This is a genomic window from Neorhizobium sp. LMR1-1-1.1, assembly GCF_040675795.1.
Classification (GTDB): Bacteria; Pseudomonadota; Alphaproteobacteria; order Rhizobiales; family Rhizobiaceae; genus Neorhizobium; species Neorhizobium cellulosilyticum.
Map to the genome: position 1 here is coordinate 60,877 of NZ_JBEGHE010000002.1, position 18,030 is coordinate 78,906.

13 protein-coding genes and 3 tRNA genes are annotated in these 18,030 nt (G+C 59.0%); 9 read left to right on the plus strand and 7 right to left on the minus strand.

The genetic code is table 11. The annotated features are described in order from the left end of the window. Positions 1-206: 206 nt before the first annotated feature. On the plus strand, positions 207-1,511 hold the full coding sequence (locus MRBLMR1_RS08130; RefSeq protein ID WP_500064057.1) for a capsule polysaccharide biogenesis protein: 1,305 nt from the start codon (positions 207-209) through the stop codon (positions 1,509-1,511). 138 nt (positions 1,512-1,649) lie between these two features. On the opposite strand, the gene tuf is transcribed toward MRBLMR1_RS08130, so the two are convergent. The 3 genes from tuf to MRBLMR1_RS08145 form a co-directional block, all read right to left on the minus strand. Next, entirely contained in the window at positions 1,650-2,825 is a 1,176-nt protein-coding gene (gene tuf / locus MRBLMR1_RS08135; RefSeq protein WP_148145303.1) for an elongation factor Tu, read from the minus strand. 204 nt (positions 2,826-3,029) lie between these two features. Beyond that, positions 3,030-3,103, minus strand: a tRNA-Gly gene (locus MRBLMR1_RS08140). 30 nt (positions 3,104-3,133) lie between these two features. Continuing rightward, positions 3,134-3,218, minus strand: a tRNA-Tyr gene (locus tag MRBLMR1_RS08145). Between the two features lie 197 nt (positions 3,219-3,415). Here MRBLMR1_RS08145 and rlmB point away from each other — a divergent pair. The 3 genes from rlmB to cysQ all read left to right on the plus strand — a co-directional run bounded on the left by rlmB (position 3,416) and on the right by cysQ (position 5,905). Beyond that, positions 3,416-4,294: a 23S rRNA (guanosine(2251)-2'-O)-methyltransferase RlmB gene (rlmB, locus tag MRBLMR1_RS08150; protein WP_500064058.1), complete on the plus strand. Its 879-nt coding sequence runs from the start codon at positions 3,416-3,418 to the stop codon at positions 4,292-4,294. Positions 4,295-4,387: 93 nt separating this feature from the next. After that, the gene (locus tag MRBLMR1_RS08155) at positions 4,388-4,969 is read left to right on the plus strand and encodes a DUF982 domain-containing protein (protein ID WP_183685047.1); all 582 of its coding nucleotides are present in this window, start codon (positions 4,388-4,390) and stop codon (positions 4,967-4,969) included. 114 nt (positions 4,970-5,083) lie between these two features. After that, positions 5,084-5,905, plus strand: coding sequence for a 3'(2'),5'-bisphosphate nucleotidase CysQ (gene cysQ / locus MRBLMR1_RS08160; RefSeq protein ID WP_500064059.1), 822 nt, complete (start codon positions 5,084-5,086; stop codon positions 5,903-5,905). A 53-nt stretch (positions 5,906-5,958) separates the two neighbouring features. Here cysQ and MRBLMR1_RS08165 read toward each other — a convergent pair. Then, positions 5,959-6,034: transfer RNA gene (locus MRBLMR1_RS08165), tRNA-Thr, on the minus strand. Between the two features lie 258 nt (positions 6,035-6,292). Here MRBLMR1_RS08165 and MRBLMR1_RS08170 point away from each other — a divergent pair. Then, the gene (locus MRBLMR1_RS08170; RefSeq protein ID WP_500064060.1) at positions 6,293-7,066 is read left to right on the plus strand and encodes an NAD kinase; all 774 of its coding nucleotides are present in this window, start codon (positions 6,293-6,295) and stop codon (positions 7,064-7,066) included. Positions 7,067-7,169: 103 nt separating this feature from the next. Here MRBLMR1_RS08170 and prfB read toward each other — a convergent pair. The 3 genes from prfB to MRBLMR1_RS08185 form a co-directional block, all read right to left on the minus strand. After that, a protein-coding gene (gene prfB / locus MRBLMR1_RS08175; RefSeq protein WP_500064061.1) for a peptide chain release factor 2 occupies positions 7,170-8,301 on the minus strand; the annotation gives its coding sequence in 2 pieces (ribosomal slippage) (positions 7,170-8,231 and positions 8,233-8,301; 1,131 coding nt in all). Between the two features lie 109 nt (positions 8,302-8,410). Continuing rightward, positions 8,411-10,882 (minus strand): penicillin-binding protein 1A, encoded by a 2,472-nt coding sequence (locus MRBLMR1_RS08180; RefSeq protein ID WP_500064062.1) that lies wholly within the window; start codon positions 10,880-10,882, stop codon positions 8,411-8,413. A 260-nt stretch (positions 10,883-11,142) separates the two neighbouring features. Beyond that, on the minus strand, positions 11,143-12,378 hold the full coding sequence (locus tag MRBLMR1_RS08185) for an N-acetylmuramoyl-L-alanine amidase (RefSeq protein ID WP_500064106.1): 1,236 nt from the start codon (positions 12,376-12,378) through the stop codon (positions 11,143-11,145). 629 nt (positions 12,379-13,007) lie between these two features. Here MRBLMR1_RS08185 and MRBLMR1_RS08190 point away from each other — a divergent pair. From MRBLMR1_RS08190 to accB, 4 genes are all read left to right on the plus strand, one after another. Further along, entirely contained in the window at positions 13,008-15,902 is a 2,895-nt protein-coding gene (locus tag MRBLMR1_RS08190) for an Rne/Rng family ribonuclease (RefSeq protein WP_500064063.1), read from the plus strand. A 284-nt stretch (positions 15,903-16,186) separates the two neighbouring features. Further along, positions 16,187-16,945 (plus strand): DsbA family protein, encoded by a 759-nt coding sequence (locus tag MRBLMR1_RS08195; RefSeq protein WP_500064064.1) that lies wholly within the window; start codon positions 16,187-16,189, stop codon positions 16,943-16,945. 141 nt (positions 16,946-17,086) lie between these two features. Further along, a complete protein-coding gene (aroQ, locus tag MRBLMR1_RS08200) occupies positions 17,087-17,524 on the plus strand; it encodes a type II 3-dehydroquinate dehydratase (RefSeq protein ID WP_183826842.1) in 438 nt (145 codons plus the stop codon). 29 nt (positions 17,525-17,553) lie between these two features. Beyond that, a complete protein-coding gene (gene accB / locus MRBLMR1_RS08205) occupies positions 17,554-18,021 on the plus strand; it encodes an acetyl-CoA carboxylase biotin carboxyl carrier protein (RefSeq protein WP_183826845.1) in 468 nt (155 codons plus the stop codon). Positions 18,022-18,030: the final 9 nt, after the last annotated feature.

Here is an 18,030-nt window from a genome sequence, read left to right on the forward strand (position 1 = left end):
CAGAAAACCGACGGAGGACCTTGCAGAAAGAGAACTTTGGTCATACGCGATCAATGCCTTCTAAACTTCGAGGTACCGAGAAATCGGCCACACAAAGCAGTGAGATTCAGCTATTCGTCGTTAGGTTGCTGGAATTCTCACCAAACCCATACCGCCGTCAATGCAAATACGGTTTCAGCCTGTTAATTTCACGTAAGCACTGTGACATGAAGAACCGCACCTTTCTTTTCCTTCAAGGCCCCGCGTCGCCGTTTTTCCGACTTGTCGCGGACAGGCTGGAAGCTAATGGCGCGCGCGTTTTGCGCATCAATTTCTGCCTTGGCGATATGGTTTTCTGGTGGCCGAAAAGAGGCGCCTTCTTTCGCGGAGAAAAGAGCGAGTGGCCCGATTACCTTGAGGCATTCACACATCACCACTCAGTGACAGACATCGTCATGCTCGGTGACGGCCGTGATTATCACGCGGCTGCCGCTGAAATCGGCCAGGCTCTGGGCGTCAGGATACATATTGTCGAGCATGGCTATCTGCGGCCGGACTGGTTGACGGTCGAGCCGGACGGCATGTCGGCTCATTCGCGTTTTCCGCAGGAACCGGAGGCGATCAGGGTTCTGGCCGACGGCGTGCCGCCCGTGGCGCGCGGCGGCCTGTTCCGATCAAGCTTCCTGACCTACGCGCTTTACGATCTCGCCTATCATGTTCCCAATGTGCTGGTCGGCCCTATCCTCCACCGCCACTACAGAACCCATGGCGCGGCCCACCCCGTCATCGAATATAGCGGCTGGATCTGGAAGGGACTATTCGCCAGCAAAAGACGAAGACAGGCTGAACAGGCTATCGCAGCATCTACCCGGCTAGCGACTGGTACGGACGCCCGTTTCTTTCTGTTTCCGCTGCAATTGCCCGGTGACTACCAGATAATCAAGCATTCACCGGGCAGTGACTTATCTGCAATCGTCGAGGCCGTGATTGCGTCTTTCGCCAGATATGCTCCCGAAGAAACCCGGCTCCTGTTCAAGGTCCACCCGATCGACAATGGTCTTTCACGCTGGCCCCAACGGATTGGCGACGCCGCCTCGCGACTGAATGTAGGTGACCGGGTCTTCGTGGCCGATGGGGGGAATACCGACAGCCTGATCGAGCGATCGGCGGGCGTCGTCACCGTCAACTCCACAGTGGGGCTCACGGCACTCGCTTTTAACCGTCCGGTTATCGCACTCGGCGCTGCGATCTACGATGTCGACGGTCTCACATCTCAAGCAGCCCTTGCCGATTTCTGGAGGCGACCACCCCTGCCCGATCCGGATCTGTTCGACGCCTTCATGCGCGCGCTATCCGCCACCACGCAGGTTCGCGGCGGCTTTATCGGGCGCGATGCGCTCAACACGGGAGCGGACAATGTCGCTTCGCGGCTGCTTGAGCCCGACGAGAGGCTGCCGGAGAGCCTGCGCAAACAGAGAGACCGGGGCGTTTTCCGTTACGAGCGAGAGCTTTTTCCGGAGCAGCCCCGCTAGCTTTTCAATACCTTTTATCCGCGCCCGGCGTGCACATATCGCGTTTCGGGATGAACGCTTTTCAACGTCTACAATACCGAACGAAAAAAAGGCCTCGCTGTTTCCAGCGAGGCCTTTCTCAATTCAGATGATTATCGATTACTCGATGATCGAAGCGACGATGCCTGCGCCGACGGTACGGCCGCCTTCGCGGATAGCGAAGCGCAGCTTTTCTTCCATCGCGATCGGAACGATCAGTTCAACAGCAACCGTGACGTTGTCGCCAGGCATAACCATTTCCGTGCCTTCCGGCAGAGAAACGATACCGGTCACGTCCGTCGTGCGGAAGTAGAACTGCGGACGGTAGTTGGTGAAGAACGGCGTATGACGGCCGCCTTCTTCCTTCGTCAGGATGTAGGCTTCAGCCATGAACTTCTTGTGCGGCTTGACAGAGCCCGGCTTGCACAGAATCTGGCCACGCTCAACGCCGTTACGGTCAACGCCGCGAACCAGTGCGCCGATGTTGTCGCCGGCCTGGCCCTGATCGAGCAGCTTGCGGAACATTTCAACGCCGGTAACCGTCGTCTTCGAGGTGGCGCGGATGCCGACGATTTCGACTTCTTCACCAACCTTGACGATGCCGCGCTCAACGCGACCGGTCACGACCGTACCACGACCCGAGATCGAGAACACGTCTTCGATCGGCATCAGGAACGGCTGGTCGATCGGACGCTCAGGCGTCGGGATGTAGGCGTCGACAGCTGCCATCAGTTCGCGAACGGCGTCTTCGCCGATCTTCTTGTTCGAATCTTCAAGAGCAGCAAGAGCAGAACCCTTGATGACCGGAACGTCGTCACCCGGGAAGTCGTAGGACGACAGCAGTTCACGAACTTCGAGCTCGACGAGCTCGAGCAGTTCTTCGTCGTCAACCTGGTCGACCTTGTTGAGGAACACCACCAGGGCCGGAACGCCAACCTGACGAGCAAGCAGGATGTGCTCGCGGGTCTGCGGCATCGGGCCGTCGGCTGCCGAGCAAACCAGGATCGCGCCGTCCATCTGTGCGGCACCGGTGATCATGTTCTTGACGTAGTCGGCGTGGCCGGGGCAGTCAACGTGAGCGTAGTGACGGTTCGGGGTCTCATATTCAACGTGTGCCGTCGAAATGGTGATACCACGGGCCTTCTCTTCCGGTGCTGCGTCGATCTGGTCATACGCCTTGAATTCACCGAAAAACTTCGTGATCGCAGCCGTCAAAGACGTCTTGCCGTGGTCAACGTGACCGATCGTGCCGATGTTGACGTGAGGCTTATTGCGCTCAAACTTGCTCTTTGCCATTGAATGCTTCCTGTGAACATAGAGGTGGACCCGGAACCGGGTTTGGTGCAGCCGTTTAAGGCTTTCCACTAGAATGCGCAAGACATAATTACGGCGCGCCGGAGTACAAGGGCGCGGGCGCAGAATCGCTGCCGAAATGCCGAGAAATCAAAGCAAAATGCCCGATTTACGGATACTCATGCAAAAATGTCTTCAAGCGTGAAATGGAGCGGGTAGCGGGAATCGAACCCGCGTATTCAGCTTGGAAGGCTGCTGCTCTACCATTGAGCTATACCCGCGGTATGTTTGGTTCCGATCCGGTGACAGAATGGTGGAGGGAGTTGGATTTGAACCAACGTAGGCTGAGCCAACGGATTTACAGTCCGTCCCCTTTAACCACTCGGGCATCCCTCCAGTATTCCGTCTGGATCATGAGACCAAGTTCGTCAGACCCGGTAGCGTGTCGCCCCGTCGTCTGTGGCGGCTATATGACCGCCTCGTTTCCGTCTGTCAACACGACCTTATTGAAAAAATGACGAAAAAATTACGTTGTCCACCGAGCCCCCTGTGGAAAGGCTTTGCCGGACAGATGCGCGCCTATATAAAGCGGCATGAGCACAAAAGACCCCAAAGACAAATCCCCCCGCGACACCCATTACGCGACGCTGCGCCGTGCAGTGCGCGACCAGAAGCGCGAGAGCGGCGAAATTCCGACGCCGCAGCAACAGAGACGCCCGAAGTCCAACAAGGACTGGAAACCACCGCAGCTGCAGCAGGATCAGGTCTTCCTTTATGGCCTGCATACGGTGCGGGCAGCGCTCCACAATCCCGAGCGCAAGCTGATCAAGCTTACCGTCACCCAGAACGCCTTCGTCCGTCTGGATATCGGTGATTCTACCGCCCAGCCCTTCCCTGTGGAGTTCGTATCGCCTCAGGATATCGACAAGGTGCTCGGCCCCGAGGCGATCCACCAGGGCGTGATGCTGGAGACACGGCCGCTGCCGGTTCGCCGGCTCGATGCGCTTAAAGAGAGCCCTCTCCTTCTCGTGCTCGACCAGGTGACCGATCCGCACAATGTCGGCGCGATCATGCGCTCTGCCGTGGCATTCGGTGCCGGCGCAGTCATCACCACCCAGAGACATAGCCCGACGGAATCCGGTGTGCTTGCCAAATCCGCATCAGGCGCGCTCGAACTGATCCCCTACATCCAGATCACCAATCTCGCCGACGCACTGAACGAGCTGCACAAGCTCGGTTTTTCGACGATCGGCCTTGATTCGGAAGGACCGGCACCGCTGGAAGAAACGCTTTCCGGCGACAAGGTCGCCCTGGTGCTCGGATCCGAAGGCAAGGGCATTCGGCAGAAGACGCGGGAAACGGTTTCTGCACTTGCTCGCCTGGACATGCCCGGCGCGATCAAGTCGCTCAATGTCTCCAACGCTGCGGCAATCGCGCTTTATGCAACGCGTCTGCATCTGACGAAGGCATAGCCGCCTGCACTGAAACATTAGGCAGCGCTGATAAATCCATCCTCGCGCAAGCCTTCCGTGATCACTTCCTAATATTAAGTTGAGGAGATGCGCATGGAAACAGGAGCATGGAAAAGTCCCGTCGTGATCGAGATGTATGGCCGGCCGGGAACGGTGATCGTCACCGGCACGCTCGATGCGGCGCTGATGCTGATCGGTGCCTGGCCGACGAAACGGACGGAAACTCATATCGCGGCGGTGTTATGCTGCCGCGATGTGTTGGTGGGCAAGGCTGATGCGGTGCTTGCCCGCGTCAACTTCATCGAAGCCGCGCTCGAGGCGGGTTATCGGATCGAACCGGAAACTTTTTTGGGCGACCGGTGGGATTTCACTCCGCGGCCGGAGGAAAAAACAAGGCCCGCATTAGGGTTGGCCGAGCTGATACGAAAGCGCGCAACGGCCACCGTCGACAGGCATGCCACCGCCATACAGAACGAAACCCATCAGCCTGAACTCGTTGCGGTCGCCGCAAGCCAGCCGTCAGTTTTGGCGCGTGAGAGCCAACGTCCCCGTCTCAGGGATCTCTTGGCGCGGCTTTTCCAACTGCTCGGCCTGATCGGACTGGAAATCGGCCGATCGATCTTCATGCCTCTCGGGTTCGGCATGGCACGTCGCGCGAATCGGCAGCCGCAGTAAACCCGCCAGTCATTTTCGGCAGCCCTGATAGAACAGTGACGCGGTCAGCGACCGCAGGCAAATAGCCTGCTCAAGACTCCCCTCGCCCGCAAAATCGTGGCATGGGATGTGATCATGACGATCAGCCAACCCAAATCCTCATCGTGGAAATCGATAGCCGCCGTCTTTGAAAAGGCCGCGCTTGAAGCCGGCCGGCCGATTCTTGCCATTCACCGGGCCGGAGCGCATGCGCGCTACAAGGCCGACGCCTCACCGGTAACCGAAGCCGACGAGCAGGCAGAGGCCGTCATCCTGTCGGAACTCCATAAAAGCTGCGCCGGCATCCCGATCGTTGCGGAAGAACAGGCTGCAGCGGGCCGCATCCCGGATATTGCCGGCAAGGCCTTCATTCTTGTCGATCCGCTCGACGGAACGAAGGAATTCCTCAACGGGCATCCCGATTTCACCGTCAACATCGCCCTGATCGAGAATGGCGCCCCTGTCATCGGCTTCGTCTATGCGCCGGCGCTCGGCATCGCCTATGTGGGCCGCCCGGATGGTGCGGAAAAAATTTGGGTCGACGAAGAGTTTCGCATCTCCCGGCGGGAGCCGATGCAAGCCCGCAAGACGCCAGTTCCGACCATAGCCGTGGCAAGCCGCTCCCATCGCTGCGCCCAGACCGACGATTTCCTCAATCGCTGTGGCGCAAAGGAGATCAGAACCGTCGGATCATCGCTGAAATTCTGCCTGATCGCCGAAGGGGCCGCCGATATCTATCCCCGCTTCGGCCGAACCATGGAATGGGACACGGCAGCAGGCGATGCAGTCTTGAGGGCTGCGGGCGGCGTTACTGTCGATCTTGCGGGGCAGCCGCTGGTTTACGGCAAGACGGGGCGCGACGGATACGCAGATTTCGCCAACCCGGATTTCGTGGCGCGATGTGGCGGCGGCACTTAGGGTTCACAGCCAACGTATGGGCTGTGCGATCTATCAGCATTTGAGGAGAAAAGTGGTGCCCCCGACAAGGTTCGAACTCGTGACCCCCTGATTACAAATCAGGTGCTCTACCAACTGAGCTACAAGGGCATCCACTGGGTGCGGGAATTACCATATTTTATTCTGCTGTAAAGCAAAAACGTCGCAGCAGAAGAGATTTGCCCTGTATCTTCAAGCGGGAAGGACGGTTGGCGGGGGCCGGAGCGCTTGTCGGGCTACCGTCTTTTCCTGTACCAATGCTGCGCCCGAGGCTCTAGATCCCCGGGTGATCGACAAATTTAGCCAACGCCATTGAGGGCGGTCCCAAGGGGCTTCGTTCAGGGCAACGTTTCAAAGGTCCGCCTTTTCATGCCCATTCATTGCGAGAAGTTGTCCTTTATCGCGTCTCCGGCAGCAGAGGCGCAAGCGGCGCTCAAGGAGCTTGTCGGGCTTTACGGCAATCGGCCGGTTGGCGAGGCAGATGTCATCGTGGCGCTCGGCGGCGACGGCTTCATGCTACAGACCCTGCATGAAACGATCACATCGGGGCCGCGCGTCTATGGCATGAACCGCGGGTCGGTCGGCTTTCTGATGAACGACTACAGGGTGGAAAATCTTCCGGAGCGGATTTTTGTTGCGGTCGAGAACGAGTTTCATCCGCTGAAGATGACGACTACGGATACGGAGGGCGCGATCTCCACGGCGCTTGCCATCAACGAAGTCTATCTATTTCGCCAGTCCTATCAGGCAGCCAAGCTCAAGGTCGAGGTCGATAGCCGCGTCAGGCTCGACGAACTGATCTGCGACGGGGTGATGGTCGCCACACCTGCGGGGTCGACGGCCTATAATCTATCCGCCCACGGGCCGATCCTGCCGCTCGAGGCGCCGCTTCTGGCGATGACGCCGGTTTCGCCCTATCGGCCGCGGCGCTGGCGCGGCGCACTTCTGCCCAATCATGTCTGCGTCGACATCAGCATTCTCGAGCCGGAGAAGCGGCCCGTCAACGCGGTTGCCGACAACGCCGAGGTCAAGTCGGTGCTGCATGTGCGCATCGCCCAGTCCACTGAGCTGACCGCACGCATTCTCTCCGATCCGGACCACTCCTGGTCCGACCGCATTCTGGCGGAGCAGTTCAGCAACTGAAACGGCATGATTCGTCTCGGCGTTCGCCGACGAGGCCACCCGCCCCAGGAAAAACAAAAAAGCCGGACTTTCGCCCGGCTTTTTTCGTTTATGTGAAAGCGGATCAATCGACGTCGGCGACATCGACATCCGGCTTGCCGCTGATACGGTGCGCGAGGGCCGCTTCCATGAATTCGTTCAGGTCGCCATCTAGCACATCGTCCGGCGCCGTCGAGGAAACGCCGGTGCGCAAATCCTTGACCAACTGGTAGGGCTGCAGAACGTAGGAACGGATCTGGTGACCCCAGCCGATATCGCTCTTGGACGCGGCTTCGGCATTGGCTGCCTCTTCACGCTTCATCAATTCGGCTTCATACATGCGGGCGCGCAGCATTTCCCAGGCCTTGGCGCGGTTCTTGTGCTGCGAGCGTTCCTGCTGGCAGGCGACCACGATACCGGTCGGGATATGGGTGATACGCACGGCCGAGTCAGTCGTGTTGACGTGCTGGCCGCCAGCACCCGACGAACGATAGGTATCGATTCGGCAATCGCTTTCGTTGATCTCGATGTTGATCGAGTCATCGACGACCGGATAGACCCAGATCGACGAGAAGGACGTGTGCCGCCGCGCATTCGAATCGTAGGGAGAAATACGGACAAGTCGATGCACGCCCGATTCCGTCTTCATCCAGCCGAAAGCGTTGTGGCCCTTGACGAGGATCGTCGCGGACTTGATGCCGGCTTCTTCACCGTCATGCACTTCGAGAAGCTCGACCTTATAGCCAGAGCGTTCGGCCCAGCGCGTATACATGCGAAGCAGCATGTTCGCCCAGTCCTGGCTCTCGGTGCCGCCAGCGCCGGAATGCACTTCGACATAGGTGTCGTTGGCATCCGCCTCGCCGGAAAGCATGGCTTCCACCTGACGGCGTGCAGCTTCGGTCTTCAACGCCTTCAAGGCAGCTTCGGCATCCTTGACGATGTCGTCGTCGCCTTCCTCTTCACCAAGCTCGATGAGCTCGATGTTGTCGGCAAGCTGCTGCTCCATCGCCCTGACGCCACCAATGCTCTCATCGAGCTGCTGGCGTTCGCGCATCAGCTTCTGGGCTTCCTGCGCATCGTTCCAGAGGGTCGGATCCTCTGCCTTGTTGTTCAACCAGTCCAGTCTTCTTACAGCCTGATCCCAGTCAAAGATGCCTCCTCAGCAGGCTTATGGCCTGCTTGATTTCGTCGACAACATTCAGCATTTCCGCGCGCATGGCGTATTCTTCTCTCTCTGTGATCTCTGAGGGATTAAGATGCGGTGGGACATAGTTGCGCCGGGGCCGGATGTAAAGGCCGCCCCGGCCGCCGAGCGCTCAGACCGGGTCAGTAGAGACCCGAGGCACCGGAGGTGATGGCTTGCTGGGCCTGGGGCGACGAATCCAGAATTTGCTCCTGGGTCATGTATTCGCCTTCGCCGATGACCTGGAAGACATCGGCCGGGCCGGTGCCAGGCTTGAAGGCTTCGACAATCGTATCGGGCTCGCCGTCAAAGGCCATCATGCCGGTCTTGCGGTTGACCGCGATGAACTTCATGCCATCCGGCACCTGGAATTTTTCGGCTGGCATGAGCTTTGCCGCCTGCTCCAGGAACGTTCCGAAGATCGGCGCGGCCAGGCCACCGCCGGTCGCACGGGCTCCAAGCGGAGCCGGCGTATCGAAACCGATATAAAGACCTGCGACTATGTTCGGCGTGAAGCCGACGAACCAAGTGTCCTTCGCATCGTTGGTAGTACCGGTCTTGCCGGCGACCGAACGATCCTTGACCGGGATCTTGCCGGCGGCGCTGCCGCGCTGGACGACGCCTTCCATCATCGAGGTGATCTGGTAGGCGGTCATCGGGTCGAGGACCTGCTCGCGATTGTCGACCAGAACAGGCTCTTCCTGATTTGCCCATCCGCCGGCGTTGCAGGCTTCGCAACCACGTTCCTCATGACGGAAGATCGTCTTGCCGTAACGGTCCTGAATGCGGTCGATGACGGTCGGCTTGATCTGCTTGCCGCCATTGGCGATGACAGCATAGGCCGAGACCATGCGCATGACGGTCGTCTCACCCGAACCGAGCGCCATCGGCAGATAGGGCTGCATCTTGTCGTATATGCCGAAGCGTTCGGCATATTCGGCCACGAGATCCATGCCCATGTCCTGCGCGAGGCGCACGGTCATCTGGTTACGGGATTTTTCGATACCGGTGCGTAGCGTTGCCGGGCCGGTGCCATCCTCTTCGCCATAGTTGGACGGACGCCAGACCTGGTTGCCGGAAACGATTTCAATCGGCGCGTCGAGGACGACGGATGCCGGAGTATAACCGTTATCGAGTGCGGCCGCGTAGACGAACGGCTTGAAGGAGGAACCGGGCTGACGCATGGCCTGCGTGGCGCGGTTGAATTCCGACTGCGAATAGGAGAAGCCGCCGACCATGGCCAGAACGCGGCCCGTATTCGGATCCATGGCAACAAAACCACCCTGAACCTTGGGAGGCTGGCGCAGGCGATAGGCGTTGCCGCCAGCTTTCAGCGGTTCGACATAGATGACGTCGCCGGCCTTCAGCACGCCATCGGGGCCTTTTGCCGTCTTGCGCTCGTTGGCGGCGTCACGATAGGCCCATTTCATGTCGTCGGCGGCGATCGTACCGGTCTTGCGCTCCGGATCGGTCTTGCTGCCGTTTTGGGATTCCAGGCCGATTTCCACGTCATGCGCTGAAGCGCTGAGCACGACGGCGATCGTCCAGTCGGGCACATCGCGCAGTTCCGGAACCTTGTTTTCTGAAAGAAGCTTGCCAAGCGACAGGGCCCAATCCGGAGAGGTTTCAATCGAGGCGAGCGCACCGTGGAAGCCTCGGCGTTCATCGTAATCCACGAGAGCGTTCTGCATCACGCGGCTGGCTATGACCTGGAGATCGGGATCGAGCGAGGTGCGCACAGAAAGCCCGCCTTCGTAAAGCGCCTTGTCGCCATAGCGCTCGATGAGCTGGCGGCGGACGGCTTCGGAGAAATACTCCGATGCCATAACGCTGCCGGAACCGCGGCGCGGCTTGACGCCGAGCGGCTGGGTCTTGGCTTCGTCGGCATCCACCTGGGTGATGTAGCCGTTCTCGGCCATGCGATCGATAACCCAGTTGCGGCGCTCGAGTGCTGCCTGTTCGTGGCGGAACGGATGATAGTTGTTCGGCCCCTTGGGCAGGGCTGCGAGATAGGCGGCTTCCGCCGTCGTCAGCTCGGTCACAGATTTGTCGAAATAGGTGAGCGCTGCGCCGGCGATGCCATAGGCGTTCAGGCCGAAGAAGATCTCGTTGAGATAAAGCTCGAGGATCTTGTCCTTGGAATAGGCCTGCTCGATGCGGAAGGACAGGATCGCTTCCTTGATCTTGCGGTCCATCGTCTGGTCGGCGGAAAGCAGGAAGTTCTTTGCCACCTGCTGGGTGATCGTCGAGGCGCCTTCGGGGCGACGGCCCGAGCCGATGTTCTGCAGGTTGTTCAACACCGCACGGGCAAGACCGAAGGGATCGACACCCGGATGGTTGTAGAAATTCTTGTCTTCAGCGGAAAGGAACGCCGCCTTGACGCGGTCGGGTATGGCCTGGATCGGCAGGAACAGACGGCGTTCGCGCGCATATTCCGACATCAGCGCGCCGTTGCCGGCATGAATGCGCGTCGCGACCGGCGGCTCGTAGGAGGCCAGCACTTCGTAGTCGGGCAAATCCTTGGTCATGCCAGTCAAATAGATGGCAGCAGCCGCGGCAACGCCCAAAAAGAGCACGCAGGCCATTCCAAAGAAATATCCAATCAGTCTGATCATATCTGAGCTACCGTTCAGCTTTCTCTCGGCGCGGAAAGCACCATCGCACGCCAACAGGCCTTTTGCACGACGTTTGCGTCAGTGCAAGGGAGACCGGATCAACTCCGCGAAACCGGAGACCGTACGAAATCTATTACCGCGACCTGCTCTTCGAATGTGAGGAAAGTAGGGCTTTTCACAGGTAATTCCGTATCTTCGCGATACTTGAGGGTATTCGCCGGACCGATGTGGCATCGCAGCCACGTCGATTTCACCGCCGCTCACCCGCCATTGGCGACGGAACGGCGGCGGTAGCGATCGACAGCATCGGCAACAAGTCTCGCCACCCTGGCTCTCCAGGCTTCATCGAGCAGAAGCTTCTCGTCCTCAGGGTTTGAGAGGAAGCCCATTTCCAGAAGGACCGACGGAATGTCCGGCGCGCGCAGGACCTGGAAATTGGCCTGCCGGTGCGGATTGTTGATCAGACCGACCTGACCTTCGAATGATTTCACAACGTTATCGGCGAGCGCGACCGAGAATGCCTGGGTTTCGCGACGCGTCAGGTCGAGCAGGATATCGGCAACTTCCGGCGGGCCGCTCTCGATACTGAAACCGGCCAACTGGTCGGAAAGGTTTTCCCGGACAGCCAGATTTTCAGCCATGCGGTCCGATGCCTTGTCGGAAAGCGTGTAGACGGTTGCGCCGCGAATGTCCTTCTGCGCCAAGGTGTCGGCATGGAGAGATATGAAGAGATCGGCGTGTTTCTGCCGGGCAATCGTGACGCGCTGCGACAGCGACAGGAAGGTGTCGTCCTCACGGGTCAGGAAAGCCTTGACGCCCTCAACCTTGTTCAGACGCTCGGCAAGCAAACGGGCAAAATCCAGCGTCACCGTCTTTTCCGGCGTTTTCGTCGTCGCGCCGCTAGCACCGGCATCGATCCCGCCATGCCCGGCGTCGACCGCAACGGTAAAGACCCCATCCTCGATGACCGGCCCGACATCCTGTGGCGGGACGGCAGCAGAGGTATTCCAGTCCTGCGACTTGAGAATTTCGGCAAACTGTTCCTTGCTGGTCATCTCGGCATCGAGCACCAGCCGAAAGCCCCTCTCCTCATTCTTCTGCACCTCGGCCATGACAAGCTTCACCGGCCGATTGACGGTAAACACCATGCGGGCGCTGTCGCTGCCCATCGTGCCGTAACGAATATCCTTGAACAGACCGCGTGGAGCAAGATCTGCGGCGGGAAAGCCGAAGGCGGAAGCGGAGAGATCGACGATTATCCGCTCAGGGCTATCGACATAGTGAATGACGAATTCAGGTTTCTGTTCGAAATCGATGACGACGCGGGTACGGGCATCATCGCCGGCGACCCTTGCTGAAAATGCAAGTATAGGTTGCTGAGATGCATAAGAAGCGGTCGAGACTGGGAACAGAGCCAGAATTGCCAGAAGACCGATTCGGCTGGCGATTCGCAGTTTTTTCGCCGCAACAGGCATCAGGATCGCCTTGCCGATCATCAACACTTCATTCAATTTCAAGCCGTATCCCGCCTCTTTATCCTCCATGCAGCGCCCGTCCGCACATGAAAGGCCTGCATTTCAGGCATTTCTGTTACAAAGCCTCAGAATCGACATTGCAACACCACTTTCGATAAGGCCGCTAAATCCATCCACAATATGGCGGATACGGCTTTTCCCTTGCTATTGTGACAGATAAACCATACAAAGCCAGTGAGGTTAGAGGGTTGACGGGATAGTCTGCCGATGGGCTTGCCAGCCTTAAAGGACTGGCGCCAAGTACCGGTAAACATCCGCCGTCGCAACTCTTGATCTTGCGTAACCGATCACTCCGGCTACGGCCGGAAAAATGCCGGGTGGCACGCCACCCACCGCTCGCACGGAGCACCCCATCGGACCCGCAAGGGTTCAATTATCGTCATTCTCGCTTGGTCCTTAATGTTGCGGCAATTTTTTCAAGTCTCGGAAAGAAGGAAGAAGCCCACGGCTTCGCTGCCTCTCCGCTTGCCGTCTCGCCTTGACCCCGCGGGATCACCCTTATCCGGCGTCGTGACCGTTGTGCATAACGAGCCTGTCCTCGCGGCAGGCTTTCGTGCATTTGTACGGCGGCGCCGAGGAGCAGAATTTCAATGGCAGACAAAATGCTTATCGACGCGTCTCACGAAGAGGAGACGCGCGTAGTCGTCGTACGCGGCAACCGCATCGAAGAATTCGATTTCGAATCGCAGCACAAGAAGCAGATCCGGGGCAATATTTACCTCGCCAAGGTAACGCGCGTCGAACCCTCGCTTCAGGCGGCCTTCGTCGATTACGGCGGTAACCGTCACGGCTTCCTGGCCTTTGCGGAAATCCACCCTGACTACTACCAGATCCCGCTCGCGGACCGTCAGGCCCTGATGCAGCAGGAAGCGGAAGACCAGCGCAAGATCGCCGAGGCAGACGCCGCCGATCCGGTGGTGGACCTAGCCAACGAGGAACAGCCAGATGTCGGCATTCCGGCGGCTGAAGCCCCTGTGGCTGCTGAAGCCGTAGAGGCCAAGGAAGCTCCGGTCGCCGAGGCTGCCGCTGAAGCCGAACCTGAAAAGAAGGCCAAGCCGAAGCGCACCCGTTCGCGCAAGAAGGCGGTGGAAGCCGCTCCGGAAGAAGCTGCGGCCACCGCAGAAGCTGCTGAAAGCGCACCTTCCGACGAAGCCGACGATTCGACGCCAGAAAGCATGGCGGCGATGATCGATACCGATTCGATTTCCGAAGATGTCGATGCCCGCCGTGGTCGTGACAGCGACGATGATGACGACGATGACGACAACCACGAAAAGGAAGTGATCGAATCCGTCGGCGCCGAAGACGCCATGGAAGAGGTTCCGGATCGCGTCGTGCGCAAGCCGCGCAAGCAGTACCGTATCCAGGAAGTCATCAAGCGCCGCCAGATCCTGCTCGTGCAGGTCGCCAAGGAAGAGCGCGGCAACAAGGGTGCGGCTCTCACCACCTATCTGTCGCTTGCCGGCCGTTATTCGGTTCTGATGCCGAACACTGCGCGTGGTGGCGGTATTTCCCGCAAGATCACCCAGCCGCAGGACCGCAAGCGCCTGAAGGAAATAGCCAAGGAGCTCGACGTGCCGCAGGGCATGGGCGTCATCCTGCGTACTGCCGGCGCCAACCGCACCCGCGTCGAGGTCAAGCGCGACTTCGAATACCTGATGCGCCTGTGGGAAAACGTCCGCACGCTGACGCTGCAGTCGACCGCGCCTTGCCTCGTTTATGAAGAAGGCTCGCTGATCAAGCGCTCTATCCGCGATCTCTACAACAAGGATATCAGCGAAATCGTCGTTTCCGGCGAAGAAGGCTATCGTGAAGCGAAAGACTTCATGAAGATGCTGATGCCGAGCCATGCCAAGGTGGTTCAGCCTTATCGCGACCTGCATCCGATCTTTGCCCGCTCCGGCATCGAGGCGCAGCTTGACCGCATGCTGCAACCTCAGGTGACGCTCAAGTCCGGTGGATACCTGATCATCAACCAGACGGAAGCGCTGGTGGCTGTCGACGTCAATTCCGGCCGTTCGACCCGCGAGCACTCGATCGAAGACACGGCACTGCAGACGAACCTCGAGGCCGCCGAAGAAGTTGCCCGCCAGCTTCGCCTGCGTGACCTTGCCGGCCTGATCGTCATCGACTTCATCGACATGGAAGAAAAGCGCAACAACCGCGCCGTCGAGAAGAAGCTGAAGGATTGCCTGAAGAACGACCGCGCCCGCATCCAGGTCGGCCGAATCTCACATTTCGGTCTTCTGGAAATGTCGCGTCAGCGTATCCGCGCTTCGGTTCTTGAATCGACAACGCAGATCTGCTCGCATTGCGGCGGAACCGGCCATGTCCGTTCGCAGTCTTCCGTTGCCCTGCACGTGCTGCGCGGCATCGAAGAATATCTGCTGAAGAACACCACGCACGACATCACCGTGCGCACCACTCCGGACATCGCGCTCTTCCTGCTGAACCACAAGCGCGGCACCGTGGTGGATTACGAAAACCGCTTCGGGGTCTCGATCTTCATCGAATCCGATGTCAGCATCGGCTCGACCCATTTTGCGATCGATCGCGGCGAAGCCGTCGAGAACCCGATCAAGATTGAAAGCCTGATGCAGTTTGCCGCCATCCCTGTCGAGGAAGACGATGATGTCGTCATCGACATGGAGGAGGACGAGGAAGAAAACGATATCGAGCCAGCCAAGGCTGTCAGCAAGCCGGAACGCGCCGAGGGCGACGACCAGAACGGCCGCAAGCGCAAGCGTCGTCGTCGTCGTCGTAACCGTAACGGCGAACGGAATGGCGATGCCCAGACACAGGGCAGCAATATCGACGAAATCTCCGAGGACGCCGAGGATGGTGACGACGAGAGCGAAGACGATGCAGCCGAAGTCTCCGCAACCTCCGAGGTTTCCGCAGATTCGGAGACGGACGAAAACGGCCGTCGCAAGCGCCGTCGCCGCGGCAAGCGTGGTGGTCGCCGTAACCGCAATGGCGAGGACGGTGTAGAAGCCGGCGCGGAAGATGATTCGGACAACGAAGGCGAAGAAACCTATGTGGCCGAAGTGGTCGAGGCTACAATTGAAGCCGTAGAACCTGCTCCGGCAGAAGCGATTGCGGAAGCTGCACCGGCTGAAGTTGCAGCAGAGGCAGAAGCTCCGGCAAAGCCGAAGCGTGCACGCCGTAGCAAGAAGGCCATCGAAGCCGAAGCTGCTGCGGCAGTTGCAGCCACGGAGGCGGCAGAGGTTGTTGCCGAAAGGGTGGAAGCCGCTCCGACAGCCGAGATCAAGGTCGAAGAGCCTGCAACCGAGACCGCACCGGTCGAAGCAACGCCGGCAGCCGATGAAGACGCCAAGCCTGCCCGCGCGAACCGTGCCTCTAATATCTCGTCCTCTAGCGAGGCTGTGGTGAAAAGCTCTGAAGGCAATTCAACGCCGGAAGGTGACGCTGACCAAGCCAAGCCGAAAAAGGCCGGCTGGTGGCAACGCCGCGGATTCTTCTGATCCGCAACTGACTTGATGTAAAAAAATGGCCGCTTATGCGGCCATTTTTGTTTTTGGCTTTCCGGTCTCAACCGTTGGGGAATCGGTTTAGGAAACAGCCGCAAGCTCCTGTATGTGGTTGCCTATCGGAATCTCCGTGGTCCAGTTGCCTTACGGAGATTTGAAGCCTTGATCGTGCCGCGATGCACATTTCCTATTTCCCGGATGCGCCGGCTGGCTTAGCCTTGCGGCACAATTACGCCGGCGTCTCGAGATTCGTGGCGCAAAGCTTCAAGAGGAATTTCATGACGCGCCTGTTCAAAACCTTCGCCGCAGGAGTGGCGATTGCCGCTTCTCTCGCTGCAGTACCGGCCGTTGCGCTCGACGACAGCCAGAAGAAGGAAATGGGTGCGTTCATCCGAGAATATCTGATCCAGAACCCCGAGGTCATGATCGAGGTCCAGAACGCATTGGAAGCGAAGCAGCAGGCGCAGCGGACGGATCAGTCGACTAAGGCGGTTGCCGCCAACAAGGACGAAATCTTCTCGTCTCCCAATGACATCGTGCTTGGAAACCCCAAGGGGGATGTGACGGTGGTCGAGTTCTTCGATTACAATTGCGGCTATTGCAAACGGGCCATGAGCGACATGGACGACATTCTTGCGAAGGACAAGAATATCCGTTTCGTGCTGAAGGAATTTCCGATCCTTGGCCCGGATTCCTTGGCGGCGCACAAGGTGGCCGATGCGGTGCGCATTCTCGCACCTGAAAAGTATCCGGAATTTCACCGCGAACTTCTCGTCGGCCAGGAGCATGCCTCCGAAGCAACGGCGATTTCCGTTGCGACCGAACTCGGCGTCGATGAGGCCAAGATTCGCAAGACGATGACCGACAAGCCAAATGACGACATCGTTCGGCAGGCCTATCAGCTGGCAAACGCGATCGGAATCACCGGCACGCCGACCTATGTCGTGGGCGATGAAGCGGTGTTCGGCGCCGTCGGCCTGCAGCAGATCGAGGAAAAGGTCGGCAATGTCCGCTCTTGCGGCAAGGCAAGCTGCTGAGACCGGCCTGCTTTCCGACTATCTTTGACGAATTGCGAATCGATTAGTGGACCAGCGGCGTTTCGGCGCGGCAGGGGCTTTCCCTTGCCGGCCTACCGGTCTATAGGTGGCCGCTGAATTCGGATGGAACATAAGATCGGTATGAGCAAGACGATTTTCGTCCTCAACGGCCCAAACCTCAATATGCTTGGCAAAAGAGAGCCGGGCATCTACGGCGGGCAAACGCTGGATGACGTTAAGCAGCAATGCATTGCAGCGGGCAAAGAGCTTGGTTTCGATGTCGATTTTCGGCAGAGCAACCATGAGGGAACGCTGATCGACTGGGTTCACGAAGCCGGCGACAAGGCCGTCGGCGTCGCCATCAATGCCGGTGCCTATACGCACACATCGATCGCGCTTCACGACGCGATCAAGGCGGTGTCGGTACCGGTCATCGAGCTGCACATCTCGAATGTTCATGCACGGGAAGAGTTTCGCCATCACTCGATGATCGCGCCGGCTGCCAAGGGCGTCATCTGCGGCTTCGGCACGGCGAGCTACATTCTGGCGCTCCATGCCTTGAAATACACAATCGCCTGACAAGATAGAACAGAACAATAGGGTTTGCCATGTCTGAGAAGAAGAACGGGATCGACAAGGGACTGATCCGCGACCTCGCTGACATCCTCAACGATACCGATCTCACCGAGATCGAAGTCGAGCAGGACGATCTGCGCATCCGCGTTTCGCGCGCTTCGGCAATGCAGTACGTACAGGCGCCGATCGCGGCAGCCGCCCCGGTTGCAGCCGCAGCACCCGTTGCCGCCGCTCCGGTAGCAGCACCTGTCGCAGCGGCCGACAACAAGAACGCGGTTACCGCACCGATGGTCGGCACGGCTTACCTGTCGCCTGCTCCGGGCGCAAAGGCATTCATCGAAGTCGGCGCGACCGTCAAGGAAGGCCAGACGCTGCTCATCATCGAAGCGATGAAGACCATGAACCAGATCCCCGCGCCGCGCTCAGGCAAGGTCACTGAAATTCTGGTCAACGACGCGCAGCCCGTGGAATACGGTCAGCCGCTCGTCATCGTCGAGTAAGGCGCTTTT

Bases quoted from the DNA above. Each gene is read 5' to 3' on its own strand.
- MRBLMR1_RS08130 (WP_500064057.1), top strand. From the start codon at position 207: ATGAAGAACCGCACCTTTCTTTTCCTTCAAGGCCCCGCGTCGCCGTTT.
- tuf (WP_148145303.1), bottom strand. From the start codon at position 2,825: ATGGCAAAGAGCAAGTTTGAGCGCAATAAGCCTCACGTCAACATCGGC.
- rlmB (WP_500064058.1), top strand. From the start codon at position 3,416: ATGAGCACAAAAGACCCCAAAGACAAATCCCCCCGCGACACCCATTAC.
- MRBLMR1_RS08155 (WP_183685047.1), top strand. From the start codon at position 4,388: ATGGAAACAGGAGCATGGAAAAGTCCCGTCGTGATCGAGATGTATGGC.
- cysQ (WP_500064059.1), top strand. From the start codon at position 5,084: ATGACGATCAGCCAACCCAAATCCTCATCGTGGAAATCGATAGCCGCC.
- MRBLMR1_RS08170 (WP_500064060.1), top strand. From the start codon at position 6,293: ATGCCCATTCATTGCGAGAAGTTGTCCTTTATCGCGTCTCCGGCAGCA.
- MRBLMR1_RS08180 (WP_500064062.1), bottom strand. From the start codon at position 10,882: ATGATCAGACTGATTGGATATTTCTTTGGAATGGCCTGCGTGCTCTTT.
- MRBLMR1_RS08185 (WP_500064106.1), bottom strand. From the start codon at position 12,378: ATGATCGGCAAGGCGATCCTGATGCCTGTTGCGGCGAAAAAACTGCGA.
- MRBLMR1_RS08190 (WP_500064063.1), top strand. From the start codon at position 13,008: ATGGCAGACAAAATGCTTATCGACGCGTCTCACGAAGAGGAGACGCGC.
- MRBLMR1_RS08195 (WP_500064064.1), top strand. From the start codon at position 16,187: ATGACGCGCCTGTTCAAAACCTTCGCCGCAGGAGTGGCGATTGCCGCT.
- aroQ (WP_183826842.1), top strand. From the start codon at position 17,087: ATGAGCAAGACGATTTTCGTCCTCAACGGCCCAAACCTCAATATGCTT.
- accB (WP_183826845.1), top strand. From the start codon at position 17,554: ATGTCTGAGAAGAAGAACGGGATCGACAAGGGACTGATCCGCGACCTC.